This window comes from Streptomyces sp. SJL17-4, assembly GCF_036826855.1.
Classification (GTDB): Bacteria; Actinomycetota; Actinomycetes; order Streptomycetales; family Streptomycetaceae; genus Streptomyces.
Genome location: NZ_CP104578.1, coordinates 2,160,713 through 2,180,286, shown reverse-complemented (window position 1 = coordinate 2,180,286; position 19,574 = coordinate 2,160,713). Strand labels below are relative to the sequence as shown.

Below are 19,574 nucleotides of genomic sequence, written 5' to 3'. Positions count from 1 at the left end.
TCCACGAGCGGTTCACCGGACTGTTGAGACCGGCCGGTCGGCGCGCGACCCTGCCATGGGTTCGACGCTCGGAAGAAGACGAGAACTCCGGCCTCGGCGGGCGGGAGCCGCAGTCCGCTCGTGGGTCAGACCATGAGGGCGAGCTTGTTGGACTCGGCTACCGCCGCGGTCCAGGAGAATTCGTTGTTGTCGCTGAAGTAGTAGTACGTGGAACCGTTGGGCATCATCGCGATGGTGATGCCTCCGTATCCGGACATGAACGGTACGTGGAACGGCTGGGTGAAGGCGGGGTTGTCCGCGGACGTGAACTCCTGTCCCCAGAAGCCGTTCTGGTAGTGCATCGGTGCGCTGCCTGTCGTGGTGGCGCCGCGTCGGGACGGGTTCTGCTGCATGGAGTCGGCCAGCAGGCCAGGGTGCAGCACCTGGGTTCCGGCCACCGCGCCGGCGTCGTTGTTCAGGAACTTGGCGAACTTGGCGACATCGTCCTTGGTCCAGAACATCCCGTACCCGCCGAAGGGGACGCCGTCCGCGCTGTTGTCCGTACGGGAGGAGACGCGGGCCTCCGGGCTGACGCCGATCGGGGCGAGGACCTCGTCGCGGAGCATGTGGAACAGGTCCGCGCCGGAACCGGCCCGGTTCTGGAGGTAGTTGTTCATGGCGCGGGCTGCCAGGAAGGTGTCGGAGGTGTGGTAGACCCACTTGCTGCCCGGGGTGGTCTTGCGACGGAAGGACAGCGCCTTGTCCATCTTGGTGGCGTAGGGCTCGGCGAGGAAGAAGTCGGTCATGGTGCCGCCCGCCTCGTCGACCTCGAAGCCCGCCGAGGTGTAGTTGCCGGTGGTCATGTCCAGGGCGTGATTGACGGTGACATTCGACCAGGCTCTCTTCCCGGCGGTTTCCGGTATCAGGTCCGTCAGGCGCTGGTCCGCGACACCGGTGCCGTAGCGCTGGGCGAGCCGGAGCAGGGCGGTGCCGGCGAAGGCGGACTTGGCGGTGGAGTAGGAGGGCAGCAGCATCTGCCCGCAGAACGGGTACTGGCCCTGCCTGGTCTGGCAGCCGCCGACGTAGTTCACGCCGTCGTAGTAGAAGCCGTAGGTGCTCAGCGCGGTGGGGGTGATTCCCGCGCCGAACCTCGAGGTGTCCACGCCGGCGCCGGGGTGGTCGGTGGCGAGCTGCGCGATGGGTTTGGTGGGCAGCCGGCCGGCGACCTCGGCCGCGTAGGCGTCGCGCGCGGCTTCGCCGCCGGGGACGGTGCCCGGCTGGTAGGTGGCGGCCACCTGGCCCCACATGTCGAACTGGTGGTAGGCGCAGGTCTCCGCGGTGATCTGGTAGCGGACCTGGGAGACGGAGGATGCGTCGAAGAGGAAGGAGAGCACCCCGTTGTGCACGCAGTTGGCGTTCCGTTCGACCAGTGCGAAGGGCAGCGCGGCGCGCGTGCGGCCGCCGTCGCCGTCCTCCTGCCAAGCCCGGCCGGCTCCCACGGCGAGGTTCCAGGAGGCGTTCCCGGTGTAGCGCAGCCCGCGCACGGTGGGGACGAGGTGGCTGCCGTTCTGTACGAGGGTGGCGCTGAACGGGGGGAGGTGCTTGGTGGCCTCGGCGCCGGAGTAGCCGTAGGGGTCCTTCAGCTTGCGGTAGCCGCCGGCCGTGGCGGTGCCGTTGAGGGTCAAAGTGCCCTCGAACGTGAGTGCGGGCGGGGCCGCCTCGGGGGGCAGAGCGAACGCGCTGTCCACGACGGTGTCGGTGGGGGTGGCGCTGGAGAGCTGAGCCGCGGTGAGAACGGTGCGGGGCACGGCGCCGCTGCCGGTCAGCGGGTCGCCCGGCACGGGGGCCGCGCTTTCGGCGAGCGCGGGCGATGGAGCGGTGAACACGCCGGCGAGCAGCACGGTGAGCAGTGCCGTGGCCGTCGCAAGACATCGCATGCCGCGTGGGCGGCGGGTGGGCGGACTGGAGGTCATGGATGTCCCTCTTCCGGGCGGGGTCTGTTGTTGCGGCATGGTGGGTGCGCGCGGCGAGAGGTGTCCAATGCCTGTCAGGACTGGCCACGGTGTCTGAAAAGCATCGGGGCAGGTGCTCCGGCGGAGTGCGACGCACCGCCGGGGTCGGTGGACGGGAAACCAGGTCTGCGTGAACGTGCCGAGAACGCCGCAGCTGACCTGCCGCCCAGGTCCGATGCTGCTCGAGTCGCCGGGTCCAGCTGTCCGGGCAAGACCACGCTCGCCCGCGGGTCGGGGAGCGGCTGGGGCGGCTCACCGCGTAGGTCTTCGACGAGTTCGATGCACCGGAAGGCGTCGATTGCCGGTGGCGCAAGCGCATGACCGAGAAGGGTGGGTGCGTCGTGCGCTGCGGTACGGGACCGGGGGGCGACCTCCGGACAGGCTCACCGTGCGCGACCCGGGTCGCCGGGACGTTCCGGCCGTTGATGCCCTCCTTGTTCCAGCCGGTTCAGCTCCCCGCTGCCTCCGGCCCGTACTGCTCGACGCAGAAGCGGGCCAGGCCGGTGGCGAAGGACTCGATGGTGCGCAGCGCGTAGTGGCCGGCGTCCCAGGCCGCGTGCAGCCGGATGTGCAGGGGCTCCCCGTGCTGGTCGATGATCAGCAGGGGGTGCAGTCCGAAGCGGGGGTCGTCGGAGACGACGGCGATGCCGTGTCCCGAGGCCGTCATCGCCTGGGCGACCTGCGGGGTGTCGCACTCCAGGACGATGTCGAGGTAACTGCCCGCGTCCTGTACCGCCTGGTCCAGGATGCGGCGGGTGCCGTGCGCGAGGGTGAGGACGATCAGCGGCTCACCGGTCAGCTCCTGGATGGTGATCCGGTCCCGGTCTGCCCAGGGGTGCGAGGGCGGCACGTAGGCCCACACGGGCAGCCGGGCTACGGGCAGGCCCGCGTAGCGGCGGCGCGGCGGGGCTGAGGAGATCGCTACGTCGGCGCCCCGGGTGAGGGCCTGGTAGGCGCGTACCGGGCTTTCCGCCTGCACCGTGACCAGGGGGTCCTCCGGACCCCAGGTGGCCAGGAACGGGGCGATCACATCGGTGATGGTGGTGGCGGGGGCCGCCACGGTGATCCGCATCGCCCGCCCGGATGCCAGCGAGCCGGCGGCGGCGAGGGCGGTGTCGGCGCGGGTCACCAGATCCCGGGCGAGGGGCAGGAAACGGCGGCCGGCCGCCGTGAGCTCCATCCGCTTGCCCGTGCGGTCGAACAGTGTCACCCCCAGGGACGTCTCGAGTCCGCGCAGCTGGCGGGAGAGCGAGGGCTGGGCGATATGGACTTCGGCTGCCGCCTTGGTCACCGAGCCGCTCTCGACGACCGCCAGGAAGTAGCGCAGCACCCTGAGCTCCATAGCGAACCTCCTGTCCATGCCTTGCAGGCATGAAAGTCAACCCAATCAAGTATTTGAGGGTTATAGCTCACCGGGCCCATTGTTGTCTCACTTTGAACAGCCGGCGAATGCGCCTTCCCCGAGGAGCGAACTCATGACCACGCCCCGAAGAACCCCTGCCGCCGCCGCTCTGGTGGCCTGCGGTCTGCTCCTGTCTGCCTGTACCGGTACCGACAGTGGTGCCGACAACGGCACCGGGCAGATCCTCAACGTGGCGACCACCGCCGAGGTGACGACCTGGAATCCGGTGAAGTCCTTCTCCACCGAGGTCTACTACCTCAGCAACGTCTACGAGCCGCTGCTGTGGATGAACCCGCCCGGCTCGAAGGAACGCTTCCGCCCCGCCCTCGCCGAGCGCTGGGAGTCCTCCGCCGACGCCAGGACATGGACCTTCCACCTGCGCAAGGGGGTCACCTTCCACGACGGCGAGCCCATGAACGCAGCGGCGGTCAAGGCGTCCCTGGAAGCCTCCGCCAAGGACGGCGGCGCAGCCTTCATCTGGTCGGCGCTGGACACCATCGAGACACCGGACGAGCACACGGTCGTGCTCAAGCTGAAGAGCCCCGCCCCGGCCGACATGATCGCCTCGTCCATGTACGGGGCGTGGATCGTCAGCCCCAAGGCCCTGGCCAAGGGCGAGGACTACTTCGCCAAGGGCGTCGACGCAGGCACCGGCCCCTACCGGGTCTCGGAGTACCAGGCCAAGAAGAGGGTCGTCCTCAAGGCGTACGACAAGTACTGGGGCGGGTGGAAGGGCGAGCGCTACCGCACGGTCGTCGCCAGGATCACCGCCGAGCCGACCGCGCAACAGCAGATGCTCGAGTCCGGCCAGGTCGACTACGCCGGCTCGCTGCCACTGGAGAACGTCGCCCGGTTCAAGAAGGACAAGGGCTACACCGTCACCGAGTGTCCCACCTTCACGAGCCACACGGCCTTCTTCAACACCACCAAGGGCCCGCTGAAGAACGTGAAGGTACGCCAGGCGCTGGCGCAGGCCATCCCGTACGACGACATCGTCAAGGTGGGCGCCGAAGGCTTCGGCGCCCGCGCTCGGGGCCCCGTACCGGCCGGCGCCTTCCCTTACGACGCGCAGCTGCCGCAGACCCCGTACGACCTGGAGGCCGCCCGTCGGCTGCTCACCGAGGCCGGATACGAGGGCGGCAAGGGCCTGAAGCTGACCCTCAGCTACGCGGCGGAGAACGCGCAGCAGGCCAAGTACGCCCCGCTGATCAAGGACTCCTTCGCCAAGGTCGGCGTGACGGTCGAGCTGCAGCCGATCCTGTTCAACCAGCAGTGGGAGAAGGCCAAGGCGGACCCGGCCACGGCGCAGGACATCTTCCTGCTGATGTACTGGCCGACCTATTCCGACGCCGGCTCGGACAACCTGGTCTCGCTCTTCCGCAGCAGCGACAAGCCGTTCTTCAACCTCAGCTACTGGAAGGACGCCACGTACGACAAGTTCGTCGACGAGGCCGGCACCCACACCGCCACCGACCAGGACAAGGCCGCCGAGCTGTACGGCAAGGCGCAGCGCCGACTCCTTGAGCAGGCCCCCGGCGCGTTCCTCTACGACATGCGCACCCCCGTCGTGATGAACAGCCAGGTCAAGGGCTTCGCCTGCAACCCGAACTACTCCTTCTCCATCCCCTTCCACCAGCTGCGCCACGGAGCCAGCTGATGCCGCGCTTCCTGCTGCGCCGGCTGCGCGGCTCCCTGCTCGTCCTGCTCGGGGTCAGCGCGATCACCTTCCTCCTCGCGCGGGTGATCCCCTCCAACCCCGCCCTCACCTACGTCGGCGCCAAGGCGACACCCGAGGAGGTCGAACGGGTGACACACGCCCTCGGCCTCGACCAGCCGCTGCCGGTGCAGTACCTGTCGTACCTGCGCAATGTGCTGACCGGCGACTGGGGCACCTCCATCGCCACCAAGCAACCGGTCCTCGGCGAGCTCGGCGACCGGCTGCCCGCCACCCTCGAACTCGTCGGCGCCGCCATGGCGGTGGCGCTGGTGCTGGGCGTCACGCTCGGCTGCATAGCCGCCGTGCGGCCCGGCAGGCTCATCGACCAGGCGGTGCGGCTGCTGTCCATCGCGGGCGTCTCGGTGCCCGCCTTCTGGCTCGGACTGCTGCTCCAGCTACTGGTCTTCGGCCGCCTGGGACTGTTGCCGCCCACCGGACGCATCGACAGCGACCTGGAGTTCACCGCTCCGATCCACTCGATCACCGGACTGAACACGGTGGACGCACTCCTCACCGGCAACGGCGCGGCGCTGGCCAGCGCCGCGGCGCACCTGATCCTGCCGGCCCTCACACTGGCCGCCTACCCGCTCGGCGTCGTGGCCCGCATGACCCGCACCAGCATGCTGGAGGCGCTCCAGCAGGACCACATCCGCGTCGGCCGCGCCTACGGCGTCCCCGAACGCACCCTCGTCTGGCGCGTCGCCCTGCGCAACGCCCTCCCGCCCACCGTCACGGTGCTCGGTCTGACCGCCGCCTACGCCCTGACCGGCGCGTTCTTCGTCGAAGTGGTCTTCGACTGGCCGGGCCTCGGCCAGTACGCCGCCTCCGGCCTGCTGAGCCTGGACTACCCGGCGGTCATGGGCGTCACCCTCATCGGCGCCATCGCCTACGTCCTCGTCAACCTCGCGGTGGATCTCGTCCACGCGCGCCTCGACCCGCGAGTGAGGCCGGCATGAGCCACAGCCCGCAGACCATCCCCCCGCGCAGCGCCCGCTTCACCGCCCTGCTCCGCGACCCGCTCGCCGTCATCGGCCTGGTGCTGCTCGTGGCCCTGGTCGCCGCCGCCCTGCTCACCCCCTGGCTCGCCCCGCACCCTGATCAGGGCGCCGGAGCCGCCGAGGTCGCCGCCCGCCACCTGCCACCCGGCGCCGACCACCTGCTCGGCACCGACAACCTCGGCCGCGACGTGCTCAGCCGCATCATCTACGGTGCCCGGCCGGCGCTGACCGTACCGCTCCTCGTGGTCGGCCTCGCCGTGCTGGTGGGCGTACCGCTGGGGCTGATCGCAGGCTTCCGCGGCGGGCGCGTAGGCGAGGCGATCATGCGGCTGTGCGACATGTTCCTGGCCTTCCCGCCCCTGCTGCTCGCCATGGCCATCGTCGCCACCCTCGGCCCCGGCCTCGAGCACGCCGCCCTCGCGCTGGCCATCGCCTGGTGGCCCTGGTACACCCGGCTGGTCCAGGGCCTCACCGCATCCATGCGCGAGCGGCCCTTCGTCGAGGGAGCGCGCGCCCTGGGGCTCAAGGACCGAGTCGTCATGGTCCGGCACATCCTGCGCAACGCCGTCTCACCGATCCTGGTGCAGGCCACCGTCGACATCGGCACGGTGATCCTGGCCGCCGGATCACTGGCCTTCCTCGGCCTGGGCACCCGCCCGCCGCAGGCGGACTGGGGCCTGATGGTGGCCGAGGCCCGCGGCGACCTCCAGACCCACTGGTGGGCGGCGCTCTTCCCGGGCCTGGCGATCCTCCTCACCGTGCTGGCCTTCAACCTCTTCGGCGACGCTCTGCGTGACGTGTTCGACCCGCGCACGGAAGCCCGCTCCGCCGCCGCACGACGCGGCCTGCGCACCCTGGCCGGGCGGGCCGCCGCTTTGTTGCGGCGTCGGCCGGAGGGGAAGGCCACCGGCGCGGCGAGCCCCCTGCCCGCCAGTGAGGACGAGACCGCGCCCGGCCCGGGCACGCAGCGCGCAGACGGCCGGGAGGCACCCCTGCTGGAGATCTCCCGGCTGCGCGTCACCATCGGCGACGCCGCCCTCGTACGCGACGTCTCCCTCCGCGTGCGCGCGGGCGAGGTCGTGGGGGTGGTCGGCGAGAGCGGCTGCGGCAAGTCCCTGACCGCCCTCAGTGTCCTCGGCATGCTCCCCGCCGGAGCCGAAACCACCGGCGCCATCCGGCTCCAAGGCCAGGACCTGCGGGCCGCCGGCTTCCACACGGTCCGCGGCCGGAAGGTGGCCATGGTCTTCCAGAACCCCGCCGCCTCCTTCGACCCCGTCACACCGCTCGGCCACCAACTCGCCCGCCTGGTACGCCTCCACCAGGGCGGCACCCGGACCGAAGCCGCCGAGCAGGTGAGCACCGCACTGACGGAAGTGGGCCTGGCCGCCGAGCGCGTCACGCGCTCCTACCCCCACCAGCTCTCCGGCGGCATGCTGCAGCGCGTCATGATCGCCGCCGCTCTGCTGTGCCGGCCCGATCTGCTCATCGCCGACGAACCGACCACCGCCCTGGACGTCACCGTCGCCAAGGAGATCCGCTCCCTGCTGCGCCGCCTGCAGGCCGAGCACGGCTTCGGAGTCCTGTACATCACCCACAACCTGGGCGAGGTCCGCGAACTGTGCACCCGGATGTACGTGCTCTACGCCGGCCAGGTCGTCGAATCAGGCCCGGTGACCGACGTACTGGACACCCCGGACCACCCCTACACCCGAGCCCTGCTCGCCGCCCTCCCCGACCGGGCCGCCCCCGGCAGAGCACTGCCCGCCATCCCCGGCAGCGTGCCGGACCGCCCCGACCTGCTCACCGGCTGCCCTTTCGCCGACCGCTGTGCCCACACCACCGAGGCATGCGCCACCCCGCCGCCTCTCAACGCCGCCGGAGCGCGGGCCAGCGCCTGCCACCTCACCCAGCCGAAGGGAGTTCCCGCGTGATCCTCGACGTACAACAGCTCGTCAAGACCTTCGGCTCGCACACCGCCGTCGCCGGCGTCGACCTCGCCATCACCGCAGGCGAAGTACACGCGCTGGTAGGCGAGTCGGGCTCGGGCAAGACCACCCTCGCGCGCTGCGTGCTCGGACTGATCCAGCCCACCTCCGGCACCGTGCACATCGCGGGCAGCCCGCTCACCGGGCTGCGCCGCAAGGAGCTGCGGCGGCTGCGCCACCAGGTACAGATCGTCTTCCAGAACCCCTACGCCGCTCTCAATCCCCGGATGACCGTCCGGCAACTCATTGCCGAGCCACTGCGCGAGGCCGGCCGCCCCGTGACCGACGCCACCGCGGAACTCGAGCGCGTCGGCCTGCCCGCGACCGTCCTCACCCGCTACCCCCACCAGCTCTCCGGCGGCCAGTGCCAGCGCGTCGCCATCGCCCGCGCCCTCGCCGTCGGGCCCTCGCTGCTGGTGCTTGACGAACCCACCTCGGCCCTCGACGTCTCCGTCCAGGCCCAGATCCTCAACCTGCTGCTCGACCTGCGCGAGCACAGCGACCTCGCCTTCCTCCTCATCACCCACGACCTGGGCGTGGTCCGGCACATCGCGGACCGGGTCAGCGTCATGCTGCACGGCGAACTCGTCGAGACCGGGCCCACCGCCCAGGTCCTGGACTCCCCCCAGCACCCCTACACCCGCAGGCTGCTCGACGCCGTCCCCGGAATCCACCCACCGGACGCCACCCCGCCGAGCACACCCGCAGCCGCAACCGCACAAGGAGCCGTCCAGTGAGCCGAATCCTCGGCGTCGCCCTCGCCCAGGTCGCACCCGTGACCGGCGACCCCCAGGCGACCTTCGCGAAGTTCAGCCGCGAGGTGCGCTCCCTCAAGGCCCTCTCCCCGTCCATCGACCTGGTGGTCTTCCCCGAGCTGTACCTGAGCGCCTTCGGCAGCTTCGACGCCCGCCACCCGGCCGGCTACCTCGACCGCCTCGCCGAACCGATCCCGGGCCCCACCACAGACGCGGTGTGCCGGCTCGCGGCCGACACCGGACTGTGGATCGTCCCCGGCAGCATCCCGGAGCGGTCGGCCAAGGGCGTCCACAACACGGCCGTCGCCATCTCCCCGCAGGGCGAAGTGGTGGCCTCGTACCGCAAGATCTTCCCCTGGATGCCGTACGAGACCTCCGTGCCCGGCGACACCTACGTCACCTTCGACATACCCCAGGTAGGCCGCTTCGGCCTGGCGATCTGCTACGACGGCTGGGTGCCGGAGATCTCCCGCACCCTCGCCTGGATGGGCGCCGAGGTCATCATCCAGCCCACCTACACCCGCACATCCGACCGCGAACAGGAACTCGTTCTCGCTCGCGCCAACGCCATCACCAACCAGGTGTACGTCCTCAACCCGAACATCGGCGGCCTCTTCGGCACCGGCCGCAGCATCGCCACCGACCCCGAAGGCCGCGTGCTGGCCCAGGGCGGCGCAGGCGAGGAGTTCCTCACCTTCCACCTCGACCTCGACCTCGTGACCACCACCCGTGAACACGGCACCCTCGGCCTCAACCCCCTGTGGAAGCAACTGCGCGACGCCCCGCCCCCCTTCCCGCCCGCCAGCGAGGGCTACGACAAGGGCCAGATCATGACCGGTCTCGGCCCGCTGCATCCCGCCCGGGCCGGATCGACAGGAGCCTGAGACACCCAGCGGTCCCTCGGTCGCGACCGGCAGCCCCGCGCCTGAGGCCCCTCTCCGTAGCGGGCGCCGGGTCTCCGCCGCCGAGCCCTCTCGGAGCCGCCGTTCAGACACCGCTCCAGCGGCCGGCAACTACTTACGAAACGCGGCCGCCTCTTGCGCGCCCGGGGCCGCCCACTCGCTCCGCCGGGCCTGCCGTCTGCCCCCCCATGTGCCCGCCGACCTCCCCGGAGAACACCGTGCCCGACCACCCCGCCACCACACACGACGCCGACCGGCTGCGCGAAGCAGCCGGCAAGCACCTGCTCCTGCACTTCGGCCAACACGCAAACCTGCGCAACGGTCAGGGAATGTTCCTGCCCGACCGGGCCGACGGCGTCTACGTCTACGACGCGACCGGAACCCGCTATATCGACGGCCTGTCCGCCCTGTTCTGCGCACAGCTCGGCTACTCCTACGGCCCCGAGTTCGCCAAGACGGCCGAACAGCAACTCAACCGCCTGCCGTTCAGCACCCTGTGGAACACCGCGCACCCCGCCGCCATCGAGCTGGCCGAGCGACTTGCCGCTCTGGCACCCGACGGCATCAACCGCGTGTTCTTCACCTCCGGCGGCTCGGAGTCCGTGGAGTCCGCGTGGAAGCTCGCCCGCATGTACCACGTCGCCCAGGGCCAGCCCCAGCGCACCAAAGCCATCGCCCGCCGCACCGCCTACCACGGCCTGACCATGGGCGCCCTCGCACTCACGGGAATCCCGGCGCTCAAGGAACCCTTCGGCGAGCCGGCCTTCGAGGTCGCCCACGCACCCAACACCAACCGCTACCGCACGACCGACACCGACGAGGACGCCTTCACCCGGCGGCTGCTGGCCGAAACCGAAGCGGCGGTGCTGGAGGCCGGCCCGGAGAACGTGGCCATGCTCATCGCCGAACCCGTGCAGAACTCCGGAGGCTGCCTCACGCCTCCGGCGGGCTACTGGGCGGGGCTACGGGCGATGGCGGACAAGTACGGCTTCCTCTTGGTCGCGGACGAGGTCATCACCGGTTTCGGCCGCATCGGCGAATACTTCGCCGTGACCAAGTACGGTGCGGTCCCAGACATGATCACCACAGCCAAGGGCCTCACCTCCTCCTACGCCACGCTCGGCGCCGTCCTGGTGTCCGACAAGGTCTCCGCGCCCTTCTTCAACGACGGCGTGACCCTCCTGCACGGGCTCACCTTCGCCGGGCATCCGGTCGCCACCGCCACCGCCCTGACCAACCTCGACATCTTCGAACGAGACGGCGTCCTGGACAACGTCCGCGGCCTGACCGGTCACCTCCACCAGCGGCTCGCCGAACTGACCGAACTGAGCATCGTGGGCGACGTACGCGGCGACGGCTTCTTCTGGGCGCTCGAGCTCGTCGCCGGAGCGGACGGCCGACGCTTCACCACCGACCGCCAGAACGAACTCGTCAAGCAGTTCCTTCCCGCACGCATGCGTGCCCTCGGACTCCTGGCCCGCGCGGACGGCCGCGGCGACCCGGTCGTGCAGATCGCACCACCCCTGATCGCCACCCGCGACGAACTCGACCACATCGTCGATCTGCTCGGGCAGGCCCTGACTGACGCGGACCGCTATTTCCTCCACGCCCGCTGACCATCGAGCCACCCGGCGTCGATGACCGCGTGCAGCCCGGTGGACTTCAGACCGGACAGCAAGCGCGCCGCTCGGGCGGTCGCGCCGGCATCGGATGGATTGCCACCGGGCAGCCTGGCCTGCTCGGCGGCAGCCGCCCCGGGGCGGTGGGGCCGTTTGCCTCGTCGAAGTCGGCGATCAGCTCGTCCCGGTTGTAGCGCTCGATCTGCCGCTGCGCGGAAGCGCCACGCGTGTCGACCACTCACGGATCGCTCGCAGGATGCCAGCGGTCAGAAGGACGGATCCACCACTGCTGGAGCCGTTGCCGGGCGGGTAGTCGGTGTCGTTGCCAGCCGTGACGCAAAGGGCATTCGGGAACGCCAAACTGCGCGATTCTCGGCTGCGTGGTGCCCCAGCTGCCCTTCGGACATGCGTCAGAGGTCGCACGTAGCGCCCGTCATGCACATAATGCACATTGATCTTGTGTCCGTTTCGCGGCCCGCGCGCCGCCGACCTGCAGTTTTCTTCGACATGTTTTGTGTAGACCTGTTTCTTGTGACGCATCGTGTCGAGTGCGTGGCGATCCTGGAGCCTGCCGAGAAGGGGCGCTGACCTGCGATTTTGTTGAGTGTGCGTTACGTGCGTTACGTGCGTTACGTGCGATATTTGGCACATATCTGACGCGCGTGACGCACGTTTGACGCACGGACGGTTGCCCCGCCCCGGCGCCCGAAGTGCTTCGGGTTCGGCCGCGCGTACACCGAGGGGACCGGGCCGACGAACCGCATTCCGTGGGCCGAGGCGACCAGGCCGCCGCCCCACGCCTGCGCCAGCCCGATGGACGCCTGGTGGCCGATCAGGGTGGCGTTCGCGGCCCGGTACGTCGCGGGCCGCAGATACGTCTGGTCGATGTGGGACAGCCGCCCGTACTTCAGCGCGTCGGCCCCGCCGATCGCCGGGGTGCAGCAGACGTTGCAGCCGTGCGCGACACTCCTCACCGCCTGCGGCACTCCGGCCTAGGCGGCCGGCGCGGTCCCGGTGGCCGGTGATGCAGGACGACATCCTGGCCAAGGGCATCGTCGCCCGGTTCCCGGACAAGTTCTGGGCGGAGCCCGACCACAGGCAGGGCTTCAGGCGCACCTGACGGCGCTCCTGGGCCCGGGACGGGAACGGCGGCGACCGACCCTCAGCCCTGCGACCGAATCCCCGGGGGCTTCCGCCGCGGGGAGCCGCACAACGACCGCGACGTGCGCGCGACCTCGGCCCTGAAGGGGTGGTGTCCTGGGCCCTCCGGCGTGTCAGGCCAGGGGCGCGTTCCCGGTCGCCTCAAGGCATCCGCACGTAACGAGGCCGGGTCCGATGAGGTTCAGCGATCGCCGTCCACCCCGCTCGGGGCAGCCTGGCGGTCCGAGCCGGGGAAGTCATCTCCCGTCCGGCCTTCGACTGGCTGTCTACCATGCTGTGAATGGGGCCCATGATCCGTGCCGCCAGCCTGCGTGGCTTCGCGCCTTTGGTCCAGGAGCTGGGCGGTGACGTCGACGCGCTGCTCGCCCGGTTCGGTATTCCGCGTCAGGTGCTGGAGTCCGAGGACGGGCTCGTGTCCATCACGGCTCATGACCGGATGCTGGACGCGGCGGCGGAGCGGCTGGCATGCCGTGACTTCGGGCTGCGGCTGGCCGAGCGCCAGGACCTGACCGTCCTGGGGCCGTTGACCGTCGCGATCGAGTCCTCCTCGACGGTCGCCGAGGCGCTGGACTGCGCGTCGCGGTTCATGTTCGTGCACAGTCCCGCACTGAGCGTCGCCGTCGGGCCCGACCCACGAGGCCGCCGCGGGGTGGTCGCGCTGACCTACCGCAAGGACCTGCGCGAGTCGCTGTACTCGTCGCAGGCCATGGAGTTGGGCCTGGGCCTGTTCCAGCGGGTCGCCGCCCTGCTCCTCGGCGGACTCAGCGGCCTGCGCTCGGTCGAGCTGCCGCACGCGCCGGTCTCCCCGGTGCGCAGGTACCTCGACTTCTTCGGCGCGGACGTGCGGTTCGGCTCCCCGGCGGGGGCCCTCTGCGTCGAGCGGCGCGTCCTCGACGAGCGTTTCGCCGGCGCGGACGAGGCGATCCGGCGGATCGCCGTCGAGCATCTGAGCCGTGACTACCGTGAGCCGGGCGAGTCCGCGTCCACCAAGGTCAGGCTCGCCCTGGCCGAGACGCTCGGGACGGCCACGCCCAGCGTGGCGAACGCCGCCCGGCTGCTGGCCGCCCACCCCCGCACCCTCCAGCGCCGACTGGCCGAAGAGGGGACCTCCTTCGAGGCGATCCTGAACGATGTGCGTCGTGAGGCGGCGCATCGGTGGATCACGTGCACCAATCTGCCGTTCGGGCAGGTCGCCGCCCTGATGGGATTCACGGAGCAGTCGTCTCTCACCCATGCCGTGCGCCGATGGTACGGAGTCACCCCCCGCGATCTGCGCAGGACGGGCGGCTCCTGATCCGGAGCCCTCGGAGGTCTGTCGCGCGAGAACAAGTTTCCGTGGGTGCCGAGGGCCATGCTGACGGGCCTGAGTGCCGCGGACGACGAGGAGCGATGCATCGTGCAGCACAGCCGATCGGCCGACCACCTGGCCGGCATCGGAGCCCGCCCGGTCCCCGAGTTCGACGGAGTCCACGAGGTGTGGCCGCGAGGGGACCGGCTGCGTGCGGTCCGCGCGGCGGCCGCGGCGTACAAGGGACGGTTCAAGGCGCAGGGACAGGTCCGGGCGGTGAAGTCCGTGGACATCGCGGCGGCACCGTACCCGGTCGCGTACGCCTTTCACGGAGCGGTCTCGGTACCGACGCTGCCGCTGATATCGATGATCAACCGGATGATCGTGGTGCAGTACGACGACTGGAACGGCCGGCCCCGGACACTCGTCTTCGAGCCCACTGTCCCGGACGGCTCGGCCGAGGCGCCGTTCTACCGCAACCTGCGGCGGCTCATGGACAGGATTCCCGGCGGCCGGCTCGCCGAGAAGGTCGTGCTGAAGTACTACAACGAACCCGGCGACGTCCTGGCCAAGGTCGGCCTGAGCGCCGACGACATCGACTTCTGCACCTTCGACCACCTGCACGTGCAGGACCCGCGGATGATCCTCGGATCGTCGAAGGTCATCGACGGGGAGACCGCGCCACGTCGGCCGCTGTTCGGCGGCGCGCGGATGCTGGTGCACAGCCGTGAGCTGGCCACCTTGCAGTCGCTGCACCCGATGCAGTGGGCCTGGTACGTCGACGGCGGACTCGACGGCGTGGACCCGGACAAGTGCGTCACCTTCGACGGCGACATCGAGCTCGGCCCGGGCATCGCCCTGCTGTGGACGCCCGGACACACCGACGGCAACCACTCGCTCGTGATCAACACCCCGGACGGCGTCTGGGTGTCCTCGGAGAACGGCATCTCCCTCGACAACTGGCAGCCCGAGCTCTCCAGGATCCCCGGCATCCGGAAGTACCACCGCGAATTCGGCCGGGAGATCGTCCCCAACGCCAACACCCTTGAGGACTCCCTGGACCAGTACGACTCCATGGTCAAGGAGAAGACGCTGGCCGACCCCTGCCGGCGCGACCCGAGGTGGCTGCAGATCCTGCCCTCGACCGAACTCGCGCCGTGGAAGCGCTTCTGGCCGGTCGTGCCCACCTACGTCCACGGCGGGATCGCCTACGGCCGGATCACGGCGGGCCTCCGATGAGCCCGCGCACACCCGCGGGCGCCGTCGTCACCGGCGCCGGGCGTGGGCTGGGCCGGCTGATCGCCCGGCTGCTTGTGGAACGCGGCTACACGGTGCTGGTCACCGACCTCGACGAGACGGCCGCCCAGGCGACCGCCGCAGAACTCGGCGAACGCGCCGAAGCGCGAGCCCTCGACGTGCGCGACCACGCCGCGGTCGAAGGGGCCCGTGACCGCATCCTCGGCCGTACCGGCCGCCTCGACGTGTGGGTGAACAACGCCGGCGTCCTGGTGACCGGGCCCGCCTGGGAACAGAGCCCCGACACCCGTCGGCTGATGCTGGAGGTCAACGCCCTGGGAACCGTCAACGGCACCGTGGCGGCGATCGACGCCATGCGTGGCCGCGGTGGCGGGCACATCGTGAACACCGTCTCCCTCGCCGGTATCACGCTCGTTCCGGGCGAGGCGGTGTACGCGGCGTCGAAGCACGCGGCGATAGGATTCAGCCTGAGCACGCTCGCCGATCTCCGCCTCGCGGGCGTCAAGGACATCGACATCTCGTGCGTGTGTCCGGACGGCATCTGGACTCCGATGCTCCACGACAAACTCGACGACCCCGCCTCGGCCCTGTCCTTCTCCGGCAAGCTTCTGCGGCCCGAGGAGGTCGTCGCCGCCGTGGCGACCGTGCTCGACCGGCCGAGGCCGGTCACCACGATCCCCAGGTGGCGAGGACTGCAGGCGCGGATCGCCGACGCGCTGCCCCGACTGGCCCTGCGCGCAGTCCCCCTCGCGGTCGCACAGGGCCGCCGCGCCCAGGGGAAGCTGCTGAAGACCGGAGGGCCACGGTAGGAGACGCGAAGGGCCGGGCAGGTATCGCCGTTCTCCGCGGCTCGCTCACCGCTCGTCGAGCGAGTTCGCGCTCACCGCTCGTCGAGCGGGTACGCCGTCACCGGTCGTCGCGAGCGGCGCCGCGTGCCCAGAGGATCAGCGGGATCTGCAAGGGAAGCCGTGCGTAGGCGACGGCCCGGGCGGAAGCCGGGCGATGACGCCAGTCGTAGGCCATCTTCACGTTGGCCGGGAACACCGCCGCGAAGAAGGCGGCGGCGGCGCGGGCACTCGTCCGGCGTGTCGCGGGAACGACGAGCCCCGCGGCCAGGCCCAGCTCGACCGCACCGCTCACGGCGGTCCACGTCCGGGGGCGGCCGGGCAGCGCGCGCGGCACGATGGCGTCGAACTGCTTCGGGGCGATGAAATGCGCGGCGCCCGCGGAGGCGAGCAGCGCGGCCAACGCGAGTGCGGAGCGGGCGGGCGTGGGCATCGGAACTCCTTCAGGCGGGGAACGACGGGAAGGGCGCAAGCAGACCCTACTGGCGGGTAAGTGTGCTCCGGGAGCCCCCCGCCCCGTCACGCCCCGCAGGTCGGCGACGGCGGAGCCCGCCGATGCCGGCCTCGGCATCGGCGGGCCCTTGGGCGGGACGGGGCGCGGGCCGTCAGAAGGTCAGGCTCCAGGAGTCGATGTAGCCGGTGTCGCCGGTGTAGAGGTCGGTGACGCGCAGTTTCCAGGTGCCGCTCGCGGGGACGTTGGAGGCGTCGACGGTGTAGGTGGTGATGACGTTGTCGGCGCTGTCGCCGGAGCTCGTGTTCTTCAGGACCATGGCGAGGCCGTTCGGGGCGACGCTCTCGATCTTCAGGTCGCCGCGGTACGTGTGCTTGATGTCGACGGCGATCTTGAGGTCGGTCGGGGCGTATCCGGTGATGCCGGTGACCGTGAGGGGGGATTCGACCGTGGCGTTGTCGGAGATGGTGTAGTTCGCCGAGTTGGTGAACGTGTTGCCGCTCGGCGTACCGAGGGTGGCCGTCGCGTCGGCGAGGCCCGCGCCGCAGCCGCCGGAGCAGTAGCCGGGCAGGGGGCGTGCGTTGCTCTTGATCGCGGCCTCGATCTGTCCCGGCGTCATGGACGGCGTCGCCTGCTTCATCAGCGCGGCGAGGCCGGCGATGTGCGGGGCGGCCATGCTGGTGCCCTGGTAGGCGCTGTAGGTCTCGCTGCCGACGCTGCGGGTGCCGGTGTTGAGCGTGGACCAGATGCCGTTCGCGGAGCTCGCGCCGGTCTCGCCGCCGGGGGCGGTGATGTCGACGATCGTGCCGTAGTTGGAGTAGGAGGCCCGGTTGCCCTCGCGGTCGGAGGCGGCGACCGTGATGACGCCGGAGCAGTTGGCCGGATTGAAGTTCGCCGCGTTCATGTTGCTGTTGCCCGCCGCGACGACGATGGTGCTGCCGCGGTTCACGGCGGCGTTGATGGCGCTCTGGGTGCCGGAGTCGCAGGCCCCGCTGCCGCCGAGGCTCATGTTGATGACGTCGGCGGGGTTCGGGTTGGCCGGCACGCCCGGGACGTAGCCGCCGGACGCCCAGGTGATGCCGTCCATGATGTCGGCCGTCGTGCCGCCGCACTTGCCGAGCACGCGGACCGGCTGGATCGTCGCGTCGTACGCGATGCCGGCGATGCCCTTGCTGTTGTTCGTGCTCGCGGCGATCGTCCCGGCGACGTGCGTGCCGTGCCAGGAGTTGTTCGTGTCGTTGTACGGAACCGGGTTGCCGCTCGAGTCGGTGCCGCAGTCGCCGGAGTACAGCCAGTCGCCCGGGTCGGCGGCGTTGCTGTCACGGCCTCCGCCGTCGTTGGCCATCCACGGGTCGGAGATGAAGTCGTACCCGGCGATCACGTTGGCGGCGAGGTCGGAGTGGTTGACGTAGCCGGTGTCGATGACCGCGACGTTGACGCCCGAGCCGGTCGCCTTGTCCCAGGCGCCGGGGACGTTCATGCCTGCGGTGGCCTCGAACAGGTCCCACTGGCGGTAGTACTGGGAGTCGTCGGGGCTGACGGCGGCCGCGTACATCCGCCGGTCAGGTACGACGTAGGCGACGTCCGGGTCGGCCCGGAAGGCCGCCATGACGTCCTCCGAGTCCTTCGTGCCGAGCTCGCCGCCGAGGTCGACCAGCGCCGCGCCGGTGCCCAGGCGGCGCTCGAAGCCGAGGCGCTCTCCGGCCTTCTTGCCCTTCGCCTCGGCGTCCTTGGACGCCGCGGAGTCGGACGTGGCCTCCGTGGCCGCCGACTTGTAGCCGACGATCAGGCGCTCCACGGGCGCCTGATCGGCAGCGGTGGACGGCGTGGCGCCAGAGGCGGCCGGGGAGGGCGCGGCGGCGGAGGTGGCGGTGCCGGCGGCGAGGAGCGCGGTGGCGGTCGCCGCGAGCAGGGATATGCGAATGCGTCTGTAGCCGTTCAAGGCGTGGCCTTTCCAGGGGTTCGACCCGGCAGCACGAATCCATGCATTCATGGTCAGTGCATGACAAACCGGCTCCTGTGGCCGCGAACAGGAGAAGTGGGGGTTGGTGCGGCGGCCGGCCGCGCGGCGGGTGAAGGGAGCCCCGGGCCGTGAGCCTCGTCGGCGTGGGGTGCGCTCGGGTCCGAATACTTGGGGAGGCATGGTGCGGTCGCCGTGGCCTGGTGGGCTGAGCGCGCCGCACGCGACTCCCTTCAGCCGCGCGGTGCACCGGTCGGCTGTCCGCACGTCCCCCGTTGCGGGAGCGGACCGGCCGACCGGATGGCAGGAACCTATGGCTGGAACCGGCCGGACGCCTATCCGGGTGCGTTCCGCTACGGATACGTGATTAACCCGTCCGGTGTCATGCCCCGCCTGGTTCACGCACGTTCATGTCGTCGATCACGGTCTGAAGCCCAGATCGATCAATACGCACAGCGGGCAGGGCTGTTCGCACGTCGCAGGCGGCGTGTACGTTACCCGCGCGTCAGCAGGTTGGCCGCTTCTCGTGGAGGGCCCACGCCGTGTGCGTGCAGGGCGCAGTCGAAGCCCCCGTGCGGGCGGCCTGTGCCGGCGGGGGATCCGGCCGCTTCGGCAACGGGACAGTGCAAGGAGGCGCGTGGGTCCGACTGCTCAAGCCCGGCCGCAGTGGGGCGGGAGCGGCGGTCGTCGATGCGGCGGCGAACACTCGCTGTGGGAACGGGTGCCGCTAGAACGCGACGACGGCCCTCACTGTTGTGCCGGTGGCGGTCCGCGCGATGGACGACTCGAGCGCGTACGCGTCGACCAGGTCCAGGCCGCGCCCGAAGGTCGTGTCCACGTCTGCGGCCTCACGTCGCGGAGTGTGGCGTTCCTGCCACTGTCCGTCGTCGCGCACTCGCACGATCACCGCCGCGTTGCCGACCTCGAGGAACACGGACACCTCGGCGCCGCCGCTGTGCAGGACCGCGTTGGTGGCGAGCTCGGTCACGATCAGCGTGACCGCCTCGTCGACCCCTTCCGGCAGTCGGCAGCCGCCGACCACCCTGCGCGTAACGGTTCGCAGCAGTGGCACGGACGCCGGAAGCGCGGGCACCGTCACCGCGGCCAGCAGGCGGCCGGTGCAGGGCGGCACTTCCTCGACGGGAAGGCGTCGCGGCGTCGGCTCGGTTGCCTTCCGGGGTGCCGTGAGGGGGCTCGGGTACGTCATCTCATTCACCACAGGACTCCTGCCTGGGCAGCCGGT

15 protein-coding genes are annotated in these 19,574 nt (G+C 70.6%); 9 read left to right on the top strand and 6 right to left on the bottom strand.

The genetic code is table 11. The features are described 5' to 3' along the window. Window positions 1–125: 125 nt before the first annotated feature. Both N5875_RS09435 and N5875_RS09430 read right to left on the bottom strand, forming a co-directional pair. Complete coding sequence (locus N5875_RS09435) at window positions 126–1,952, bottom strand: hypothetical protein (RefSeq protein ID WP_338492968.1); 1,827 nt, start codon at window positions 1,950–1,952, stop codon at window positions 126–128. Between the two features lie 487 nt (window positions 1,953–2,439). Further along, window positions 2,440–3,333, bottom strand: a complete 894-nt coding sequence (locus N5875_RS09430; RefSeq protein WP_338492967.1) for a LysR family transcriptional regulator — start codon at window positions 3,331–3,333, stop codon at window positions 2,440–2,442. A 133-nt stretch (window positions 3,334–3,466) separates the two neighbouring features. Between N5875_RS09430 and N5875_RS09425 the strand changes: the two genes are divergently transcribed. The 6 genes from N5875_RS09425 to N5875_RS09400 all read left to right on the top strand — a co-directional run bounded on the left by N5875_RS09425 (window position 3,467) and on the right by N5875_RS09400 (window position 11,366). After that, window positions 3,467–5,050: an ABC transporter substrate-binding protein gene (locus N5875_RS09425; RefSeq protein ID WP_338492965.1), complete on the top strand. Its 1,584-nt coding sequence runs from the start codon at window positions 3,467–3,469 to the stop codon at window positions 5,048–5,050. Next, window positions 5,050–6,066, top strand: coding sequence for an ABC transporter permease (locus N5875_RS09420; RefSeq protein WP_033204322.1), 1,017 nt, complete (start codon window positions 5,050–5,052; stop codon window positions 6,064–6,066). Before N5875_RS09425 ends, N5875_RS09420 begins: the two co-directional genes overlap by 1 nt. Next, window positions 6,063–8,039, top strand: a complete 1,977-nt coding sequence (locus N5875_RS09415) for an oligopeptide/dipeptide ABC transporter ATP-binding protein (protein ID WP_338492960.1) — start codon at window positions 6,063–6,065, stop codon at window positions 8,037–8,039. Before N5875_RS09420 ends, N5875_RS09415 begins: the two co-directional genes overlap by 4 nt. Further along, entirely contained in the window at window positions 8,036–8,830 is a 795-nt protein-coding gene (locus N5875_RS09410) for an ABC transporter ATP-binding protein (RefSeq protein ID WP_338492957.1), read from the top strand. Before N5875_RS09415 ends, N5875_RS09410 begins: the two co-directional genes overlap by 4 nt. Next, window positions 8,827–9,732, top strand: coding sequence for a carbon-nitrogen hydrolase family protein (locus N5875_RS09405; protein WP_338492956.1), 906 nt, complete (start codon window positions 8,827–8,829; stop codon window positions 9,730–9,732). Before N5875_RS09410 ends, N5875_RS09405 begins: the two co-directional genes overlap by 4 nt. 236 nt (window positions 9,733–9,968) lie before the next feature. Next, entirely contained in the window at window positions 9,969–11,366 is a 1,398-nt protein-coding gene (locus N5875_RS09400) for an aminotransferase class III-fold pyridoxal phosphate-dependent enzyme (protein ID WP_338492953.1), read from the top strand. A gap of 632 nt (window positions 11,367–11,998) precedes the next feature. On the opposite strand, the gene N5875_RS09395 is transcribed toward N5875_RS09400, so the two are convergent. After that, window positions 11,999–12,343, bottom strand: coding sequence for a Tn3 family transposase (locus tag N5875_RS09395; RefSeq protein ID WP_338492950.1), 345 nt, complete (start codon window positions 12,341–12,343; stop codon window positions 11,999–12,001). Window positions 12,344–12,810: 467 nt separating this feature from the next. Between N5875_RS09395 and N5875_RS09390 the strand changes: the two genes are divergently transcribed. The 3 genes from N5875_RS09390 (at window position 12,811) to N5875_RS09380 (ending at window position 15,884) form a co-directional block, all read left to right on the top strand. Further along, on the top strand, window positions 12,811–13,824 hold the full coding sequence (locus N5875_RS09390; RefSeq protein WP_338492948.1) for an AraC family transcriptional regulator: 1,014 nt from the start codon (window positions 12,811–12,813) through the stop codon (window positions 13,822–13,824). A gap of 102 nt (window positions 13,825–13,926) precedes the next feature. Beyond that, on the top strand, window positions 13,927–15,057 hold the full coding sequence (locus tag N5875_RS09385; protein ID WP_338492945.1) for a hypothetical protein: 1,131 nt from the start codon (window positions 13,927–13,929) through the stop codon (window positions 15,055–15,057). Continuing rightward, window positions 15,054–15,884, top strand: a complete 831-nt coding sequence (locus N5875_RS09380) for an SDR family oxidoreductase (RefSeq protein ID WP_338492943.1) — start codon at window positions 15,054–15,056, stop codon at window positions 15,882–15,884. The genes N5875_RS09385 and N5875_RS09380 overlap by 4 nt, the downstream gene beginning before the upstream one ends. A gap of 97 nt (window positions 15,885–15,981) precedes the next feature. Here N5875_RS09380 and N5875_RS09375 read toward each other — a convergent pair whose 3' ends face one another. From N5875_RS09375 to N5875_RS09365, 3 genes are all read right to left on the bottom strand, one after another. After that, the gene (locus tag N5875_RS09375; protein WP_318207439.1) at window positions 15,982–16,353 is read right to left on the bottom strand and encodes a hypothetical protein; all 372 of its coding nucleotides are present in this window, start codon (window positions 16,351–16,353) and stop codon (window positions 15,982–15,984) included. A 172-nt stretch (window positions 16,354–16,525) separates the two neighbouring features. Next, a complete protein-coding gene (locus tag N5875_RS09370; protein ID WP_338499124.1) occupies window positions 16,526–18,283 on the bottom strand; it encodes a S8 family serine peptidase in 1,758 nt (585 codons plus the stop codon). A 775-nt stretch (window positions 18,284–19,058) separates the two neighbouring features. Further along, window positions 19,059–19,538, bottom strand: a complete 480-nt coding sequence (locus tag N5875_RS09365; protein ID WP_318207931.1) for an ATP-binding protein — start codon at window positions 19,536–19,538, stop codon at window positions 19,059–19,061. Window positions 19,539–19,574 lie beyond the last annotated feature (36 nt).